Source organism: Gordonia sp. NPDC062954 (genome assembly GCF_044543825.1).
In the GTDB taxonomy this organism is placed as follows: Bacteria; Actinomycetota; Actinomycetes; order Mycobacteriales; family Mycobacteriaceae; genus Gordonia; species Gordonia tangerina.
In genome coordinates this window covers 57,959-75,632 of record NZ_JBITWL010000001.1, presented here as the reverse complement: position 1 = coordinate 75,632, position 17,674 = coordinate 57,959, and the positions used below count along the sequence as shown (strand labels likewise).

The following is a 17,674-nucleotide window of genomic DNA, read 5'->3' as shown; positions in this document are numbered from 1 at the left end:
CGACGCATCGGTCGGCTGGGTCTAGATCGTCATGGCAACAACGTATTGTGCGCCGGTCGAGAAGTCACGGGACACGTTCGGTCAAAACCGTTGACTCGGCCGACCCACCCAGTAGTGTGGTGTTTGTCACATCATTCTGGAGGGAAAACCATGGTAGCGGCCGACATGAAGGATCTCCATCGCAGCATCGGGGCGCTGCGGCATCACCTCGTCACGCTGAAGGCGCATTACGGGGATGTCGATGCCGTGCGACGGATGGCCAACGACCTCGACCGACTCGAGATCGACCTGCATGAGTTCGAGCACGCACTACCACCGCGGATTCGCGCGAAGGGCAAGGACGACGTCATCTACGTCCCGGACAGCAAGTCGGACGAAGCCGCGTGGCTCGGCGCGCAGGATGAAGGGCTGGGCTTCCACTCGCGTGAGCGGACGAAGTGAGCGCGCCCGCAGCTGAGCGGGACACTGCCGGGGTTTTCTCCCCGGGTCGGGCGCGCATCGCAGCGCGTACTCTTCGATCGGACAGATGGTGGCTGTCGCCGCTGCTCACTGTCCTGGGCCTGTCGGCATTCGTCGTCTACGCGACGGTCCGGTCGTTTGTTCGCAGCGCCTATTGGGTGGCCGACTATCACTACCTGACACCCTTCTATTCGCCGTGCCTGAGCGACTCGTGCGTGCCGGGATCAAGTCATTTCGGCACACCGTTTCCGGAACTGCCGATGTGGATTCCCCTCGGCTTCGTGGTGCTGCCGTTTCTGCTCGGCTTTCGCCTGACCTGCTACTACTACCGCAAGGCCTACTACCGGTCGTTCTGGCAGTCCCCGCCGGCGTGCGCGGTCGCCGAACCTCACCGCGGGTACACCGGTGAGACGCGGCTTCCGCTGATCCTGCAGAACGCGCACCGCTACTTCTTCTATGTCGCGTTGATCGTCACGGTGATCAACACCTACGACGCCATCACCGCGTTCCACGGCAAGGACGGGGGGTTCGGCTTCGGCCTGGGCAACGTGATCTTGGTGGTCAACGTGATCCTGCTGTGGGCCTACACGGTGTCGTGTCATTCGTGTCGTCACGCCACCGGTGGTCGGCTCAAACACTTTTCCGCACATCCGGTTCGGTACTGGATGTGGACTCAGGTGACTCGGCTCAACACCCGGCACATGATGTTCGCCTGGATCACCCTCGGCACCCTGGTGCTCACCGATTTCTACATCATGTTGGTCGCCAGCAACACCATCTCGGACCTGAGGTTCGTGGGGTGATTCGCTTGACGCGCAGCGTTTGCTGCGCAATCGATCTGACGTTGGGAGTTTCTGCCAGATGACCGAACCGGAACGCCACAAGTATGACGTCGTCGTGATCGGTGCCGGCGGTGCCGGTCTGCGTGCGGTTATCGAAGCCCGTCAGAAGGGCTATTCGGTCGCAGTGGTGTGCAAGTCGCTGTTCGGCAAGGCCCATACGGTGATGGCCGAGGGCGGGTGTGCCGCGTCGATGGGCAACGCCAACTCCAAGGACAATTGGCAGACGCATTTCAAGGACACGATGCGGGGCGGCAAGTTCCTCAACAACTGGCGCATGGCCGAACTGCACGCCAAAGAAGCGCCCGATCGGGTCTGGGAGCTGGAAACCTATGGTGCGCTGTTCGATAGAACCGAGGACGGGCGGATAGCCCAGCGCAACTTCGGCGGCCACACCTATCCGAGGCTGGCCCACGTCGGCGACCGGACCGGCTTGGAACTGATCCGGACCATGCAGCAGAAGATCGTCTCATTGCAGCAGGAAGACCATGCGGCAACCGGAGATTACGAGTCACGCATCAAGGTGTTCGCCGAGTGCACCATCACCGAACTGCTCAAGGACGGTGACGCCATCTCCGGGGCTTTCGGGTACTGGCGCGAGTCGGGTCGGTTTGTGCTGTTCGAGGCGCCCGCGGTGGTGCTCGCGACCGGCGGTATCGGCAAATCCTTCAAGGTGACGTCGAACTCCTGGGAATACACCGGCGATGGTCATGCACTCGCCCTGCGAGCCGGTGCCAGCCTGATCAACATGGAGTTCGTCCAATTCCATCCGACCGGGATGGTGTGGCCACCGAGCGTCAAAGGGATCCTGGTCACCGAGGGGGTGCGCGGCGATGGTGGCGTCCTGAAGAACACTGACGGCAAACGTTTCATGTTCGACTACATCCCGCCCGTCTTCAAAGGCCAATACGCCGAAACCGAAGACGAGGCCGACAAATGGCTGGCCGACAACGACAGCGCCCGGCGCACACCGGATCTCCTACCGCGCGACGAGGTCGCCCGCGCGATCAACGAAGAGGTCAAGGCCGGGCGCGGCACCGAACACGGCGGTGTGTACCTCGACATCGCATCTCGTATGCCCGCCGAGGAGATCATTCGCCGGCTGCCGTCGATGCATCACCAGTTCAAGGAGCTCGCCGACGTCGACATCACCGCCGAACCGATGGAAGTGGGGCCCACCTGTCACTACGTGATGGGCGGTATCGAGGTCGATCCGGACACCGGGGCGTCCCGCGTCCCAGGGTTGTTTGCCGCCGGAGAGTGCTCCGGCGGCATGCACGGGTCGAACCGATTGGGCGGCAACTCGCTGTCGGATCTCCTGGTCTTCGGTCGCCGGGCGGGGCTGGGTGCGGCGTCGTATGTGGAGTCGCTGCACAACCGCCCGACGGTCGCTGCCGATGACATCGAGCGAGCGGCGGCGTACGCATTGGCGCCCTTCGATCCGCCCGTCGACGGGACGCCGGAGAACCCGTACACGTTGCATACCGAGCTCCAGCAGTTCATGAACGATCTGGTCGGCATCATCCGAAAGGAGGCGGAGGTACAGCAGGCGATCACCGCGCTCGAGGAGATGCGCGCCCGCCTGGGCGGCATGCAGGTGGAGGGGCATCGTCAGTTCAATCCGGGCTGGCACCTGGCCGTCGACCTCCGCAACATGCTGCTGGTGTGCGAGTGCGTTGCCAAGGCGGCGCTCATGCGCACCGAGAGCCGCGGCGGGCACACCCGCGACGACTATCCGGACATGGACCCGGCGTGGCGCAACACGTTGCTGGTCTGTAAGACCGTGACCGGCGACGATTCGCCGGTCCCAGAGGTCACCGTGGTCACCGAGCAACAGGTCCCGATGCGTCCGGATCTGTTGGAGGTGTTCGAGTTCGACGAGATCGTGAAGTACTACACGGCCGACGAGATCGCCGGTCATCCAGACGCCGGAGGCGCCAGGGAGAACTGACCGCAACGAGGAGAACCGATATGGGCTATGACGCGAAGTTCCGGGTATGGCGTGGGGACGCCGACGACGGTGACCTCCAGGATTTCACCGTGCCCGTCAACGAAGGCGAGGTGGTTCTCGACATCATCCACCGGTTGCAGGCCACCCAGGCGCCCGATCTGGCGGTGCGCTGGAACTGCAAGGCCGGTAAGTGTGGATCGTGTTCTGCAGAGGTGAACGGCCGCCCCAAACTGCTGTGCATGACCCGGATGTCGACCTTCACCGAGGACGAGGTCATCACCGTGACACCGATGCGAACTTTCCCGGTCATCCGTGACCTGGTCACCGACGTGTCGTTCAACTATGCGAAAGCTCGTGAGGTCCAGGCGTTCACACCCCCGGAAGGTCTGGCGCCGGGGGAGTACCGCATGAAACAGGTCGATGTGCAACGCTCGCAGGAGTTCCGTAAATGCATCGAGTGCTTCCTGTGTCAGGACACCTGTCATGTCGTCCGTGACCACGAGGAGAACAAGCAGGCCTTTGCCGGGCCACGCTTCCTGATGCGGGTGGCCGAACTCGACATGCATCCCCTCGATATGGCCGAACGGCGGGATTCGGCCCAGTACGAGCACGGATTGGGGCTGTGCAATATCACCAAATGCTGTACAGAGGTCTGTCCCGAGCACATCAAGATCACCGACAACGCCCTGATTCCGATGAAAGAACGAGTCGCCGATCGTCATTACGATCCACTCGTGTGGTTGGGCAACAAACTCTTCCGGCGCAAGTAGGCGTAGCCGCTGCGAAACCCGGCACTTTGTTCTGGTGAACACGGGGTTGCACATAGCCACGGGCGATCCGCAGGTCTGGTTGTGCAACAGCAACTTCTGCCGCGCCGCGCCGGTTACGTCGGTTTTACCATCGAGGACTGCACAGGAACGTTCGCTAATTTATGGTCAATCGTGCGTACACCGGTAGTGCGCACCGAACACTGATGCGAAACGCTCCTTTTCCCACTTCTTGCCTGCGGAGGTCCTGCCTTGCCACCAGATGTAGAGGGCGCCATCACCACGATGGGGTCGGTCAACAACGAATTCTTCTACTGGATGTCCATCGCGCTGATGATGCTCATCCACGCGGGGTTCCTCGCTTATGAGGTGGGTGCATCACGCTCGAAGAATGTGCTCGCCACGGCGATGAAGAACCTGCTTGCCTTCGCGACGATCATCGCCTCGTTCTTCTTCGTCGGCTGGTTCCTGTACAACGCGATGCCCAGCGGGTTCATCGAGATGACTGACGCCGCACAGGCGGCCCTGCCCTGGAGTGACAACATGGGGCCCAACACCGCGGACTCCGCCAGCGGCATCTTCTGGGGCGCTTTTGCGCTGTTCGCGGCCACCACCGGCTCCATCATGTCCGGTGCCGTACTGGAGCGGATTCGCACCAGCGCCTTCCTCGTGCTGACCGTGCTCGTCGGCTCGGTCGTGTGGATCATCGGCGCGGCGTGGGGCTGGCACGGCGCCGGCTGGATGTTGACCGAACTCGGCTTCCACGACGTGGGCGCCGCCGGTTGCGTCCACATGATCGCCGGATTCGCCGCCCTCGGCATCCTGATCAACCTCGGCCCACGGCTGGGTCGGTTCAAGGCTGACGGCACCCCGGTCACGATCCGGCCGCATAACCTGCCGCTGACCATGGTCGGACTGATGCTGATCTTCACCGGCTTCTTCGGCTTCCTGATGGGCTGCGTCATCTACAGCAACGAGGGCTACGCCACCATCTACGGGAGTCCGACGACCCTGTCCGCCTTCGCATTCAACACGCTGATGGGTCTGGCGGGAGGCATCATCGGTGCTTACCTGATGTCGCGTGGTGAGCCGTTCTGGACCATCTCGGGTGGCCTGGCCGGTGTCATCGGCGTCGCTGCCGGGTTGGACCTCTACCATCCCGCCCTGGCGTTCATCATCGCGCTCGGTGCCGGCGGCCTCATCCCGTACATCGGAAAGTTGTTGGAGAAGTTCAAGATCGACGATGTGGTGGGCGCGGTGGCGGTCCACGGCGGTGTCGGTCTGTACTCGGTCGTCATGGTGGGAGTCTTCCTGTCCGGGTATCCCAACACCGATGGCAACCCGTCGATCTCGCTGTGGGGCCAGCTCGTCGGTGCCGTGGTCTTCATGGCGCTCGGTTTCATCCCGGCCTACCTGGTGTCCCTGGGTATGAAGAAGATCGGCATGCTGCGTATCCCGCCGGAGGTCGAAGCGCAGGGCCTCGACCTCGCCGAGGTCCCGGCCACGCCCTACCCCGAAGGCATTCCGGTGACCGTCATGCGCGGCGACACCGGTGACATCGTCGCCGTACCGGCCGACGATGCGGGCGAAGTCGTCACGATTCCGAAAGAAGAGGTGAAGTAGAGATGTTCAGTCCGATCGATTCCTACGACGACCCCGGAGTGGTGTTCACCTTCGGCGGCTTCTCGGTGGGTGTGTGGATCGTCTTCATCCTCGCGGTGGCGCTGTTCATCGGTTTCTTCGTCGCAATGGTCCGCCACGAGAACCACGCGTACCAGGCGATCATCGAACACGAACCGATCGAGAAGGGACCTGCGGCGGAGGGGGAGCCGCCCGTCTACTGACCGAAGCCGGCGAGGTCGGTCCCTGGTGACATTGTGCCGTAGATCGGAGTCAGTATGTGACTTCGATCTACGGCACAAAACCCTGTTACCAGGGGTTTCGTGGTGCCCTCGGTGAGACTCGAACTCACACTGGACGGGTTTTGAATCCGTTGCCTCTGCCAATTGGGCTACGAGGGCGTGTGCTGCACTGCCACTGTGTGGCAGCCGCGACAGTCCACTCTAGATGATCAGCCCATGCGCGGGCCAACCGGTACTCTGCACGCATCAGCTCTGACGAATGATGCTGGTCAGGGGTAGGCGTTCCGAGGAGGGGATGTGACGGTGGCAGACAGGGCTGCGGCTCGGACCGGCGAACAGACGACGCACCGGGTGCTCGTGGCCGAGGATGACTCGCTGATCCGGATGGATCTGATCGAGATGCTCCGCGAAGAGGGTTACGACGTTGTGGGGGAGGCCCCCAACGGCCAGGTCGCCGTCGAACTGACCGAGAGCCTCACCCCGGACCTGGTGATCATGGACGTGAAGATGCCCGTACGTGATGGCATTGATGCGGCATCGGAGATCGCGAGCCGCAAGCTCGCCGCGGTGGTGATGCTGACCGCCTTTAGTCAGCGCGAGTTCATCGAGAAGGCGCGTGACGCCGGTGCGATGGCCTACCTGGTCAAGCCGTTCACCAAAGCCGACCTGGTGCCTGCCATCGAGCTCGCCGTGAGCCGGTATCAGGAGGTGGTCGCGCTCGAGAAGGAAGTCGCCACCATCACCGATCGTCTCGAAACGCGCAAACTGGTCGAACGCGCCAAAGGTTTGCTGATGGAGAAGCATTCGATGACCGAACCCGAAGCGTTCAAATGGATTCAGCGTGCCGCGATGGACCGTCGCACCACCATGAAGGCCGTCGCGCAGGTGGTCGTGGAGACGTTGGGAGCCACCAACTGACGGTTGGGGCGGGGTCGTCGTTAAATCTGTGAAAATCCGCCGTCGGTGTCATGCGGCTTCCTTCTCAATCCAGCGCGCGTTGCCGGGTTTGGGTCTATGTTTTCTCAAGGTCTCCTCAGCAGATCGGCCGGCACGGGCGAAACGTCCTGTGCCGGAAGGGTGGGAAAAGTGAAGAAGGTACGAAATGCATCGTCGTGTGACGACAGGTGCCCTCGCGGTGGCGCTGGCGGGCGTGCTCGCCGTATCCGCGTGTAGCGACAAATCGAGCGACTCCGGATCGGGCGGGGCCAGCGGATCAGCTGCTGCGAGTTCCGGTTTGACGATCGCTCCGCTCGCTCAGATCGATACTCAGGGCAACGAGGTGCCGGTGGCCTCGGAAGCCGACGCGCTCACACCGGCGGGTGACGGCAACGCCGACTGCCTCGAGACCACCATCGCGATGGCCGGCGCACTGACCGGTGCGGACGCCGCGCTCGGCATCAACATCAAAAACGGCGCGCAACTCGCCGTGGACCAACACAACGAAGCGAACCCGAACTGCCAGATCGTCCTACGGACCTTCGACACCGAGGGGGACCCGCAGAAGGCCACCCAGGTGGCCCCGCAGATCGTCAACGACGATTCGATCGTCGGCCTGATCGGGCCGGCGTTCTCGGGCGAGACCAAGGCCACCGGTGGCATCTTCAACCAGGCCGGCCTGGTGTCGGTCACCGCCTCGGCCACCAACCCCACCTTGACCGACAACGGCTGGAAGACCTTCTTCCGCGGCCTCGCCAACGACGACGTGCAGGGTCCCGCCGTCGCCAAGTACCTCACCGGCACGATGGGCAAGAAGAAGGTCTGTGTGATCAAGGATGACACCGATTACGGTGTGGGCCTCGCCCAGGCGATGACCGAGTCGCTCGGTCCGGCCGCTGACGCGAACTGTTCCGGTGACGTCAAGAAGGGCGACCGCGAGTTCTCGGCGATCATCTCGAAGGTCACCGCCGCCGACCCGGATGCGGTGTTCTACTCCGGGTATTACGCCGAGGCCGCGCCGCTCGCTCAGCAGCTGAAGACGGCCGGATTCCAGGAGACGTTCGTCTCCGGCGACGGCGCCAACGATCCGCAGTTCACCGCCCAGGCCGGCGACAGCGCCAAGGGCGCGATTCTGTCGTGCCCGTGTGGTCCGGCGCCGGATCAGTTCAAGTCCGAATACGAGGCGGCGTTCAACCAGGCGCCTGGCGTGTACTCGGTGGAGGCCTACGACCTCGCCTCGATCCTGATGAAGGGCATCGCCGAGGGCAATCGCACCCGTCCCGAGCTCCTCTCCTACGTCAGCGACTACCAGGGCCCCGGCCTGGCGCGTCAATACGAGTGGAGTCCCACCGGCGAGCTGACGTCCTCGCTGATCTGGGTGTACGAGGTCAAATAAGACACAGCACAACACGGTGCGTCCGGGCGGTGGTCGGGCCCGGGCGCACCGTGGTCTCTGTGGTGTTTCGTGGCTGAAAGGCACGTATGATCGTGTACTCGATGGCCGAGACGGCCGCGGTGGCCTCGACCATCGGGTTCGATCTCGGCCCACTCCGGGAAGGGTTCTGGGGACTCACCATCGAGGGACTCACCTATGGCGCGATCTATGCGCTCGTCGCCGTGGGGTACACCCTCGTCTACGGAGTTCTGCGGCTGATCAACTTCGCCCACTCCGAGGTGTTCATGCTTGGCATGTTCGGGCAGTACATCGGCCTGCTGTTGCTCGGCTTCACACCGTCGGGCAACACCTATTCCGAAGGCACGGTCATGACCGTGCTCTACCTGCTGCTGGCGGGTTTGTGCGGCATGGCGGTGTCAGGCAGTGCCGCAGTCGGTTTGGAGTTCGTCGCCTACCGCCCGCTGCGCAAACGCAAGGCGAAGCCGTTGGCCTTCCTGATCACGGCGATCGGCATGTCGTTCGTCCTGCAGGAATTCGTGCACTACCTGCTGCCCAAGGTGCCGGTGGATCCGCCGTTGGGCGGATCGAGCGCCCAACCGACCATCCGGCTGGTCCAGCCCGTGCAGGAGTTCAACATCTTCGGCGCGCCGGTCTACAACCTGACGCTGATCATCATCATCTCCGCGCTTGTCCTCGCGTTGGGGACCGATTTCCTGATCAACCGGACGCGCCTGGGCCGCGGTATCCAGTCGGTGGCCCAAGACCCGGACGCGGCGCTGCTCATGGGGGTCTCGCGAGAGCGGATCATCATGGTCACGTTCTTGATCGGTGGTCTGCTCGCCGGCGCCGCAGCCTTGCTCTACACCTTGCGTGTCCCCACCAACATCGTCTACTACGGCGGATTCATCCTCGGTATCAAGGCGTTCTGCGCGGCGGTCCTCGGTGGCATCGGCAATGTCCGGGGTGCGCTGTTGGGCGGCCTGCTGCTCGGCGTGATGGAGAACTATGGGTCGGTGGTGCTCGGCAACCAGTGGCGCGACGTCGTGGCCTTCGTCCTGCTGATCCTGGTGCTCATGTTCCGCCCCACCGGCATCCTCGGCGAGAAACTCGGGAAGGCACGGGTATGACCTCAGCGCAACCACCGTCCGCTCCGGAGCCCTCACATGCCACGCCGCCGCGCGGCATCGGTGACGTCATCCGCCAATGGTGGAACGGCCTGCCTCGCGTGATGCAGTGGTTGGTCGGTGTTCCCGCTATCATCCTGATCGCCTTGCTTCCGGTCCTCAATCCACCGTTGATCACCACCACGGCAACAGATTTCGGCGTCGTCATGGCGACTTTCGCGATGACGGCACTCATCGCGATCGGGCTCAACGTGGTGGTCGGGCAAACCGGCCTCCTCGATCTGGGCTATGTCGGCTTCTACGCTGTCGGTGCATACGTCGTCGCCTTGCTGACGAGCCCGGCCAGCCCGTTGTGGGACACGGCCGACCACGGTATCTTCTCGGGTCCTTGGGGTTGGCTTGCGTGCGTACCGCTGGCCATCGTTCTCACCGGCGTCACCGGTGTCATCCTCGGCACTCCCACGCTGCGTGTTCGCGGCGACTACCTCGCGATCGTGACCCTGGGCTTCGGTGAGATCGTCCGATTGCTGGCCGACAACCTCAGCGACATCACCAATGGAGCATCCGGACTGCAAGGTGTGCTGTACCCCGAGATCGCGCGCACCGCCGAGTACCCGAACGGCGTGTTCTCAACCGCCAACAACGCCGGCACCCTCAACTACGGGGTGTGGTGGTATTGGCTGGGCATCGTCTTGGTGATCGGTGTCCTCATCGTGGTCGGCAACCTCGAGCGCAGCCGCGTCGGTCGGTCCTGGGTGGCCATCCGCGAGGATGAGGACGCCGCCGAGATCATGGGTGTGCCGACGTTCAAATACAAGCTGTGGGCCTTCGTCATCGGGGCCGGCATCGGCGGTCTGTCCGGAGCGGTGTACGCCGGGCAGGTGCAGTATGTGGACCCGAAAGCGTTCACCGTCATCAACTCGATGCTGTTCCTGTGCGCCGTGGTGCTCGGCGGACAAGGCAACAAGTTGGGTGTGATCGCCGGCGCGTTCATCATCGTCTACCTCCCTGCTCGTGTGCAGGGCGTCGAGATCGGGGGACAATCGTTGAGTGAGTTCAAGTACTTGTTCTTCGGGCTCGCTCTGGTGGTCCTGATGATCTTCCGACCTCAGGGGCTCTTCCCGGCGCGAGCGCGACTGGTCACCTTCGGCCGTCGGATCTATGGTGCGGTCACCCGCGCCCCGATCGCCGCGCAGTCCCAGCGGCAGGAGACCGAGGCATGAGCCGCCATCGGCGCGACGACGATTCGACACCGAAAGCCCCGGCCCGACGCCCGGATACCGTCGCGAGGTCGGAAAACGAGGAACAGTTGGCCGACGCCGTGGCCGACCCGCAGGCCCGGGCGATCGTCGACCCGGCCGCGATCGATCCCGAACTCGCCGATCCCGATGCGGTCGCCGACGCGGTCGCTCCCCAGCGCGACATCCACACTGCCGCCGGAGATGTCCTGCTCGAGGTGTCGGGACTGACGGTGGACTTCGGTGGTCTCGCCGCACTCGACGACGTCACTTTCGACATCAGGCGCGGGGAGATCCTCGGGCTGATCGGGCCCAACGGGGCCGGCAAGACGACGTGTTTCAACGCGATCACGGGCGTCTATCGGCCCACCCGGGGACGCGTCTTGTTCGACGGCTCTCCGCTGGGGAAAATCAAGCGCCACAAGATCACCCGGCTCGGAATCGCTCGGACTTTCCAGAACGTACGCCTCTGGGGTGAGATGACGGCGCTCGAGAACGTGTGCGTCGGCACCGACGCGCGACACAAGACGTCGGTGTTCGGCGGGATCGTGCGCACCCCTCGCCACTACCGCGAAGAACGCGACGCGGTGGACCGGGGCATGGCCCTGCTCGAGTTCGTCGGAATCGGACCGCGCGCCGCAGAGAAGGCGGCCAACCTGCCCTACGGAGACCAGCGTCGGCTGGAGATCGCGCGCGCGTTGGCCACCGAACCGAAACTGCTGTGCCTCGACGAACCAGCCGCCGGATTCAACCCGATCGAGAAGACCGCACTCATGGAGTTGATCCAGAAGATCCGCGACGACGGCTACACGGTGCTGCTCATCGAACACGACATGCGGTTGGTGATGGGGGTCACGGACCGGATCGTGGTGCTCGAGTTCGGTCGCAAGATCGCCGAGGGCAGCCCGGAACGGGTGCGTAACGACCCTGCCGTGATCGCCGCCTACCTGGGAGTGCCCGATGACGAACTCGCCTGAGACCACCTCGGCCACAGCGGTCCTGGAACTGCGGGATGTGGAGATTTACTACGGTCGGATCCGTGCGCTGCACGGTATCTCCCTGCACGTGGCGCCCGGCGAGTTGGTGACGCTGTTGGGGGCCAACGGCGCCGGCAAGTCGACCACGATGCGGGGGATATCGGGACTCAACCGCCTGTCGTCGGGCGACATTCTGTTCGACGGCGAGTCCATCGCCGGTCTCGCGCCGCACGAGCGGGTGAAACGCGGCATCATCCAGGTTCCGGAGGGGCGGCGCATCTTCCCCGGGATGACGGTTCTGGAGAACCTCGACATGGGCTGCTACGGAAGGAGATTCTCGTCCAAATCCGCCTACCGCGAATCGATCGACCATGTTTTCGAGCTGTTCCCGCGGCTCGGTGAGCGGCGCAAGCAGTTCGGCGGAACGATGTCGGGTGGCGAGCAGCAGATGCTGGCCATCGGGCGGGCTTTGATGGCCCGGCCTCGACTACTGCTCCTCGACGAACCGTCGATGGGTCTGGCCCCCATGGTGATCCAACAGATCTTCCGGATCATCACCACGATCAATTCCGAGGGCACCACCATCTTGCTGGTGGAGCAGAACGCCCAACAGGCCCTGAGTCGGTCGACTCGCGGTTACATCCTGGAGACCGGATCGATCACCAAAGAAGGCGCGGGCGCAGACCTTCTCGTCGACGACGCCGTGCGCGAGGCGTACCTCGGGGTCGCCTGATGTCTGCTCGGGTTGAGACGCGAGGTGCTGCTCGTTACAGTCCGCACACCAAGACCTTGTTACGCAGATCCACCGTCGTCCTCGGGCTCGTGTTGCTCACGGTCACCGGGGTTCTCGTGCCCGCCCACGCCGCCGACGGCACCACCACGTGCCGCCCGCAGCTACCCGGCGTCGAAGCGCAGCACATCGCCGCGCTGTCGGCTCCATCCGCCAACCGGACGTTGGTCGATGCCCAGTCCAACGTGCATCAGATCGCGGACATCTGGGGTGACCAGGGTGATCCGCGCGGCGCTTTCGCCGACGTGTACGCGCCGATCCTGGACACCACCGTGCCGTCTATCCGCCAAGGGGTCTATACAAATTCGGAGTGGGCTCGCCGGCTCGCGCTGAACTTCGTCAATCGCTACCTCGCCTCGGTTCACGCGCACGCGACGGGCGCCGATGTCCCTCGTGAATGGCAGCGGTATTATCAGTACGCGACCGACTGCCGCCACAGCGGCGGACGCGTTGCAACCTCCGGCATGAACTCGCATCTGATACTGGACCTGCCGACCGCGCTCGACGCCGTCGACACCAGCCGGCAACGGTGGGCCGATTTCAACCTCTATGGCGAGATCCTCGGGAAAGCGACCCCGCAGATCGTCGCGTCGATCAAGGCCGACTACGGCACGGACCTCAGCGAGTTGTTCACCGCGTCCATCGTCGGCGACACGATCGGCGAGGAACGTGCGACCGGCCTGTTCTTCCAGAGTGTCCGGGCGGCCGCCTGGGTCAGCGGCCGTGGCCTCGCCGAACCCGCCACCACCGCAGCCACCCATGCCGCGATGTGGGCGGAATGGCTGACCGCTGAAGGCGTCCTGGACACCTCTGATGCGATCGGGCTCTTCTGACCGGACCGGGCTCTACCGTGGGGGCATGACGTCGATTGCCGTGACGAGCTCCCGGGACCTCGGCCTCGTGAGTGCGTTGCTCGCGCAGGCCTTCGCCGACGACCCGGTGGTGCGCTGGATGAATCCCGACCCGGCGCGGGACAAACAGATCTTCCACACGTTACTGCGGTGGGCACATGGCGAGGCCGCGTCGATCGACCTGGCCGTTCGCGACGGCGTTCCCGTGGGCACCGCGGTCTGGGATCGACCGGGGCACAAGCTGTCGACGGTTCAACAGGTGGGCTCGATGGTGGGGTTCGTTCGTGTTCTGCGTGGTCGGGTGGCTCGCGGCGCAGCCCTGGAACGTGAATTCGCGAAGGTGAGGCCCCGCGAGCCGCATTGGTACCTGGGGCAGGTGGGTGCCACCATCAAGGGAGCGGGCGTGGGTAGCGCATTGTTGAGCACCGGCATCGACCGCGTCGACGGACCGGCCTACCTGGAGAGTTCCAATGAGGCCAACGTGCCGCTATACGAGCGGTACGGCTTCGCGGTGACCGGCGAGATCACGCTGCCGATGGATGGGCCGACGGTCTGGCCGATGTTTCGCCGGGGCTGAGCTGTACGGGAGTGTTCAGGTGGCCCCGCACGCCTGCGGGCCCCGCCGACCTGTCAGGCCGGGTCACTAGACTCAGCACCGTGAGTCCTGCCAAGAGTTCCACCGTGCCCGCGAAGAAGTCCGCCAGCGCCGCCGGCAAGTCGGGTTCGGACGGACGCCCGCTGCTGATGCTGCTCGACGGGCATTCGCTGGCCTACCGGGCGTTCTTCGCGCTGCCGGCCGAGAACTTCAAGACCGCGACCGGCCAGACCACGAATGCGGTGTACGGCTTCACCTCCATGCTTATCAATCTGTTGCGTGATGAGGAGCCCACCCACATCGCGGCGGCCTTCGACGTCTCCCGCAAGACCTTCCGGTCGGAGATGTTCCCGGAGTACAAGGCGCAGCGCTCGAAGTCACCGGACGAGTTCAACGGTCAGGTCGATCTGACCAAAGAGGTGCTCGACGCGCTGGGCATCCCGGTGATGGCCATCGAGGGCTATGAGGCCGACGACATCATTGCCACCCTGGCGACACAGGCAGACGCCGCGGGTTACCGGGTGGTGGTCGTCACCGGCGACCGCGATTCATTGCAGCTGGTCAACGACTCGATCACCGTCCTCTATCCCCGCAAAGGTGTCTCCGACCTCACCCGTTTCACCCCGGCCGAGGTCGAGAAGAAGTACGGATTGACGCCCGCGCAGTATCCCGACTACGCCGCTCTGCGCGGCGACCCGAGCGACAACCTGCCCGGGATTCCCGGAGTGGGGGAGAAGACCGCATCCAAGTGGATTCGGGAGTACGGGTCGCTCGCCGGCCTGGTCGATCATGTCGACGAGGTCCGGGGCAAGGTGGGCGATGCCTTACGCACGCATCTGGCGTCGGTCCAGACCAACCGGCAGCTCACCGAGCTCGTCCGGGACATGCAGCTTCCGTCCGGGCCGGACGACCTCGCGATGGTGGGCTGGGACCGCGACCGCATCCACGTGCTCTTCGACGATCTCGAGTTCCGTGTCCTGCGTGATCGGTTGTTCTCGACGTTGACGTCGGTGGAACCGGAAGCCGAAGCCGGCTTCGACCTCGATGGCGCGGTACTGCAACCGGGCGAGGTCCGCGCCTGGCTGGCCGACCACACGACGACGGGCCGCAGCGGCATCGCGGTCACCTCACCCCATCAGGTCGTCGGCGCCGATGTGACCGGGATCGCGATCGCCGCTGCCGACGGCGTCTCGGCCTACATCGACGTCACGTCCGTCGACGCCGACGACGAGCAGGCCTTGGCGGGGTGGCTGGCCGACACCGAGCGACCGAAGGCCATGCATGAATCGAAATGGGGCGTGCACGCGGTCCGAGCGCGCGGCTGGACCCTCGGAGGGGTCACCAGTGACACCTCGCTGGCGGCCTACCTGGTGCGACCCGGGCAACGGACGTTCAACCTCGACGACCTCACGTTGCGATATCTGCGGCGTGAACTACGCGACGACGCCGCGCCCGACGACGGTCAGATGTCGTTGCTGGACGACGACGGCGGTGACGCCAAGCACGCCGAGCAGCAGATGCTGGAGGCCCGGGCGGTGGCTGAGCTGGCCGACACCCTCGACACCGAGCTCGAGCGCATCGACTCGCTGGCCCTGTTGACCGAGATGGAGCTGCCGCTGGCCTTCGTCCTGGCCGAACTCGAGGCCGCCGGCATCGCTGTCGACGTCGAGCACTTCCGCGAACTGGAAGCCGACTTCGCCCAACGCATCCGCACCGCGGCAGACTCCGCCTACGAGGTGATCGGCGAACAGATCAACCTGGGTTCACCCAAGCAGTTGCAGACCGTGCTCTTCGACAAACTGGACATGCCGAAGACCAAGAAGACCAAAACCGGCTACACCACCGATGCCGATGCGCTGCAGAGCCTTTACGAGAAAACCGAGCATCCGTTCCTGGCGCACCTGCTCGAGCACCGTGACGCCACCCGGCTCAAGGTCACCGTTGATGGATTGCTCAAATCGGTGGCCGACGACGGGCGGGTGCACACCACGTTCAATCAGACGATCGCGGCCACCGGCCGGCTCTCGTCGACCGAACCCAACCTGCAGAACATCCCGGTGCGCACCCGGGCCGGCCGACAGATCCGCGAGGGTTTCGTGGTGGCATCGGACCACGAATGTCTGATGACCGCCGACTACAGCCAGATCGAGATGCGCATCATGGCGCACCTGTCCGAGGACGCCGGGTTGATCGAGGCGTTCAACACCGGCGAGGATCTGCACAATTTCGTCGGCTCGCGGGCGTTCGGCGTGCCCATCGACGCGGTCACCACCGAGATGCGTCATCGCGTGAAGGCCATGTCATACGGGCTCGCCTACGGGTTGAGCGCCTTCGGGCTGGCCGCCCAACTCAAGATCAGTCGCGACGAGGCCAAGGAACAGATGGAGGCCTACTTCGCGCGGTTCGGCGGAGTGCGTGACTACCTGCACAACGTCGTGGATGAGGCACGCCGAAACGAATACACCGCGACCCTGTTCGGTCGGCGCCGCTACCTACCCGACCTCAACAGCGACAACTGGCAGCGTCGCCAGTCCGCGGAACGAATGGCTCTCAACGCGCCGATCCAGGGCACCGCGGCCGACATCATCAAGGTTGCGATGATCAATGTGTACGGCAGGCTCCGGCGGGAGGGGCTGCAGTCGCGCATGCTGCTACAGGTACATGACGAACTCGTCATCGAGGTCGCGGCCGGGGAACGCGAAGCGGTGGAGGCCGTCGTCCGCGACGAGATGGGTAGCGCGATCACCCTGTCGGTGCCGCTGGAGGTGTCGGTGGGCTTCGGCCGGTCATGGGACGACGCAGCGCACTGACCGATGCGTCTGGTCGCCGCGGCGTAAATCTCTCGTAACCGTCAGGTGGAACGGCTTGCCAGCCACTAGTGTTCGAACAGTGCGTCGATGGCTGCCGCCGGCGTCTCGAGTGCGCGCCCGTTCATGCGCTTGCATGGTGGGGAAGTGAACAGATGGGGTATCTGATGCGTTTTCTGCGATCGTCGCGACCGGTCGGTGTGCTCATCGCACTGTTGTCGATCCTGGTCCTCGCACTGGCGGGTTGTTCGAACAACGAGGAGAGTGAGGGCCTGGGTGCCGACATCTCGCCGACCAGCGTCGAGGTGGAACCGGTGGCCGAGATCGCCGACCTGGTGCCCGCCCCGATCCGTGAGTCCGGACAGCTGATCGTCGGCGTCAATGTGCCGTACGCGCCGAACGAGTTCAAGGATGCCAATGGCGACATCATCGGCTTCGACGTCGATTTGATGAACGCGGTCGGCAGTGTGCTCGGCCTGACACCGCAGTACCGAGAAGCTCAGTTCGACACCATCATTCCGTCGGTCCAGGCCGGTACCTACAACGTGGGTATGTCGTCGTTCACCGACACCAAGGAGCGCGAAGCGCAGGTCGACTTCGTCACCTACTACAGCGCGGGAGTGCAGTGGGCCCAGCAGGTCGGCGCGGGTATCGATCCCAACAATGCGTGCGGCAAGCGGGTCGCGGTGCAGTCCACCACTTATGAGGACACGGACGAGATCCCGGCGAAGAGCCAGGCCTGCACCGACGCCGGTCAGCCCGCCATCGAGAAGGTGCGCTACGACAGTCAGGACGAGGCGACCAACGCATTGATGCTGGGTCGTGTCGACGCGATGTCGGCGGACTCGCCGGTCACCTCGTACGCCATTGAACGGTCCAACGGTCAACTGGAGCCGGCCGGCGGTGTGTTCGACTCGGCGCCGTACGGCTACCCGGTGCAGAAGGGGTCGCAGCTGGCGCAGGCGTTGCAACAGGCTGTCCAGTATCTGATCGACAACGGCCAGTATCAGGCGATCGCCGAGCACTGGGGTCTCGGAGCGGGCACAATCCCCACGTCGGTCATCAACGGCGCGGTCAGCTGA

At 64.2% G+C, this 17,674-nt stretch carries 16 protein-coding genes and 1 tRNA gene; 16 read left to right on the top strand and 1 reads right to left on the bottom strand.

What is annotated here, in order from left to right:
• The first annotated feature begins 165 nt into the window (after positions 1-165).
• From ACIGKQ_RS00335 to ACIGKQ_RS00310, 6 genes are all read left to right on the top strand, one after another.
• Positions 166-441 (top strand): hypothetical protein, encoded by a 276-nt coding sequence (locus ACIGKQ_RS00335; protein ID WP_372474986.1) that lies wholly within the window; start codon positions 166-168, stop codon positions 439-441.
• Positions 438-1,262 carry a hypothetical protein gene (locus tag ACIGKQ_RS00330; protein ID WP_266061073.1) on the top strand — a complete coding sequence of 275 codons (825 nt, stop codon included), beginning with the start codon at positions 438-440 and terminating at the stop codon, positions 1,260-1,262. The genes ACIGKQ_RS00335 and ACIGKQ_RS00330 overlap by 4 nt, the downstream gene beginning before the upstream one ends.
• Before the next feature lie 58 nt (positions 1,263-1,320).
• Positions 1,321-3,249: a fumarate reductase/succinate dehydrogenase flavoprotein subunit gene (locus tag ACIGKQ_RS00325; protein ID WP_235723111.1), complete on the top strand. Its 1,929-nt coding sequence runs from the start codon at positions 1,321-1,323 to the stop codon at positions 3,247-3,249.
• Positions 3,250-3,269: 20 nt separating this feature from the next.
• Positions 3,270-4,019, top strand: a complete 750-nt coding sequence (locus ACIGKQ_RS00320; protein WP_235723110.1) for a succinate dehydrogenase/fumarate reductase iron-sulfur subunit — start codon at positions 3,270-3,272, stop codon at positions 4,017-4,019.
• A gap of 249 nt (positions 4,020-4,268) precedes the next feature.
• The gene (locus ACIGKQ_RS00315) at positions 4,269-5,639 is read left to right on the top strand and encodes an ammonium transporter (RefSeq protein ID WP_235723109.1); all 1,371 of its coding nucleotides are present in this window, start codon (positions 4,269-4,271) and stop codon (positions 5,637-5,639) included.
• Positions 5,640-5,641: 2 nt separating this feature from the next.
• Positions 5,642-5,860: a hypothetical protein gene (locus tag ACIGKQ_RS00310; protein ID WP_235723108.1), complete on the top strand. Its 219-nt coding sequence runs from the start codon at positions 5,642-5,644 to the stop codon at positions 5,858-5,860.
• 100 nt (positions 5,861-5,960) lie between these two features.
• Here the strand turns inward: ACIGKQ_RS00310 and ACIGKQ_RS00305 are convergent.
• Positions 5,961-6,037: transfer RNA gene (locus tag ACIGKQ_RS00305), tRNA-Leu, on the bottom strand.
• 138 nt (positions 6,038-6,175) lie between these two features.
• Here ACIGKQ_RS00305 and ACIGKQ_RS00300 point away from each other — a divergent pair.
• From ACIGKQ_RS00300 to ACIGKQ_RS00255, 10 genes are all read left to right on the top strand, one after another.
• On the top strand, positions 6,176-6,796 hold the full coding sequence (locus ACIGKQ_RS00300; protein ID WP_235723107.1) for an ANTAR domain-containing response regulator: 621 nt from the start codon (positions 6,176-6,178) through the stop codon (positions 6,794-6,796).
• Between the two features lie 184 nt (positions 6,797-6,980).
• Positions 6,981-8,210: a branched-chain amino acid ABC transporter substrate-binding protein gene (locus ACIGKQ_RS00295; protein ID WP_266061077.1), complete on the top strand. Its 1,230-nt coding sequence runs from the start codon at positions 6,981-6,983 to the stop codon at positions 8,208-8,210.
• 86 nt (positions 8,211-8,296) lie between these two features.
• Complete coding sequence (locus ACIGKQ_RS00290) at positions 8,297-9,337, top strand: branched-chain amino acid ABC transporter permease (RefSeq protein ID WP_266061078.1); 1,041 nt, start codon at positions 8,297-8,299, stop codon at positions 9,335-9,337.
• Complete coding sequence (locus ACIGKQ_RS00285) at positions 9,334-10,557, top strand: branched-chain amino acid ABC transporter permease (protein ID WP_266061079.1); 1,224 nt, start codon at positions 9,334-9,336, stop codon at positions 10,555-10,557. The genes ACIGKQ_RS00290 and ACIGKQ_RS00285 overlap by 4 nt, the downstream gene beginning before the upstream one ends.
• On the top strand, positions 10,554-11,549 hold the full coding sequence (locus ACIGKQ_RS00280; RefSeq protein ID WP_266061081.1) for an ABC transporter ATP-binding protein: 996 nt from the start codon (positions 10,554-10,556) through the stop codon (positions 11,547-11,549). The genes ACIGKQ_RS00285 and ACIGKQ_RS00280 overlap by 4 nt, the downstream gene beginning before the upstream one ends.
• Positions 11,533-12,282: an ABC transporter ATP-binding protein gene (locus ACIGKQ_RS00275; protein ID WP_266061082.1), complete on the top strand. Its 750-nt coding sequence runs from the start codon at positions 11,533-11,535 to the stop codon at positions 12,280-12,282. Before ACIGKQ_RS00280 ends, ACIGKQ_RS00275 begins: the two co-directional genes overlap by 17 nt.
• The gene (locus ACIGKQ_RS00270) at positions 12,282-13,172 is read left to right on the top strand and encodes a DUF5995 family protein (protein ID WP_396571907.1); all 891 of its coding nucleotides are present in this window, start codon (positions 12,282-12,284) and stop codon (positions 13,170-13,172) included. Before ACIGKQ_RS00275 ends, ACIGKQ_RS00270 begins: the two co-directional genes overlap by 1 nt.
• Before the next feature lie 25 nt (positions 13,173-13,197).
• Entirely contained in the window at positions 13,198-13,767 is a 570-nt protein-coding gene (locus ACIGKQ_RS00265) for a GNAT family N-acetyltransferase (RefSeq protein ID WP_235723100.1), read from the top strand.
• A gap of 80 nt (positions 13,768-13,847) precedes the next feature.
• Positions 13,848-16,595, top strand: a complete 2,748-nt coding sequence (gene polA / locus ACIGKQ_RS00260) for a DNA polymerase I (RefSeq protein WP_396571905.1) — start codon at positions 13,848-13,850, stop codon at positions 16,593-16,595.
• A gap of 164 nt (positions 16,596-16,759) precedes the next feature.
• Entirely contained in the window at positions 16,760-17,674 is a 915-nt protein-coding gene (locus ACIGKQ_RS00255) for an ABC transporter substrate-binding protein (RefSeq protein WP_396571903.1), read from the top strand.

Coding starts and splice junctions, on each gene's coding strand:
- ACIGKQ_RS00335 (WP_372474986.1), top strand. CDS start 166: ATGAAGGATCTCCATCGCAGCATCGGGGCGCTGCGGCATCACCTCGTC.
- ACIGKQ_RS00325 (WP_235723111.1), top strand. CDS start 1,321: ATGACCGAACCGGAACGCCACAAGTATGACGTCGTCGTGATCGGTGCC.
- ACIGKQ_RS00320 (WP_235723110.1), top strand. CDS start 3,270: ATGGGCTATGACGCGAAGTTCCGGGTATGGCGTGGGGACGCCGACGAC.
- ACIGKQ_RS00310 (WP_235723108.1), top strand. CDS start 5,642: ATGTTCAGTCCGATCGATTCCTACGACGACCCCGGAGTGGTGTTCACC.
- ACIGKQ_RS00295 (WP_266061077.1), top strand. CDS start 6,981: ATGCATCGTCGTGTGACGACAGGTGCCCTCGCGGTGGCGCTGGCGGGC.
- ACIGKQ_RS00290 (WP_266061078.1), top strand. CDS start 8,297: ATGATCGTGTACTCGATGGCCGAGACGGCCGCGGTGGCCTCGACCATC.
- ACIGKQ_RS00285 (WP_266061079.1), top strand. CDS start 9,334: ATGACCTCAGCGCAACCACCGTCCGCTCCGGAGCCCTCACATGCCACG.
- ACIGKQ_RS00280 (WP_266061081.1), top strand. CDS start 10,554: ATGAGCCGCCATCGGCGCGACGACGATTCGACACCGAAAGCCCCGGCC.
- ACIGKQ_RS00275 (WP_266061082.1), top strand. CDS start 11,533: ATGACGAACTCGCCTGAGACCACCTCGGCCACAGCGGTCCTGGAACTG.
- ACIGKQ_RS00270 (WP_396571907.1), top strand. CDS start 12,282: ATGTCTGCTCGGGTTGAGACGCGAGGTGCTGCTCGTTACAGTCCGCAC.
- ACIGKQ_RS00265 (WP_235723100.1), top strand. CDS start 13,198: ATGACGTCGATTGCCGTGACGAGCTCCCGGGACCTCGGCCTCGTGAGT.
- ACIGKQ_RS00255 (WP_396571903.1), top strand. CDS start 16,760: ATGCGTTTTCTGCGATCGTCGCGACCGGTCGGTGTGCTCATCGCACTG.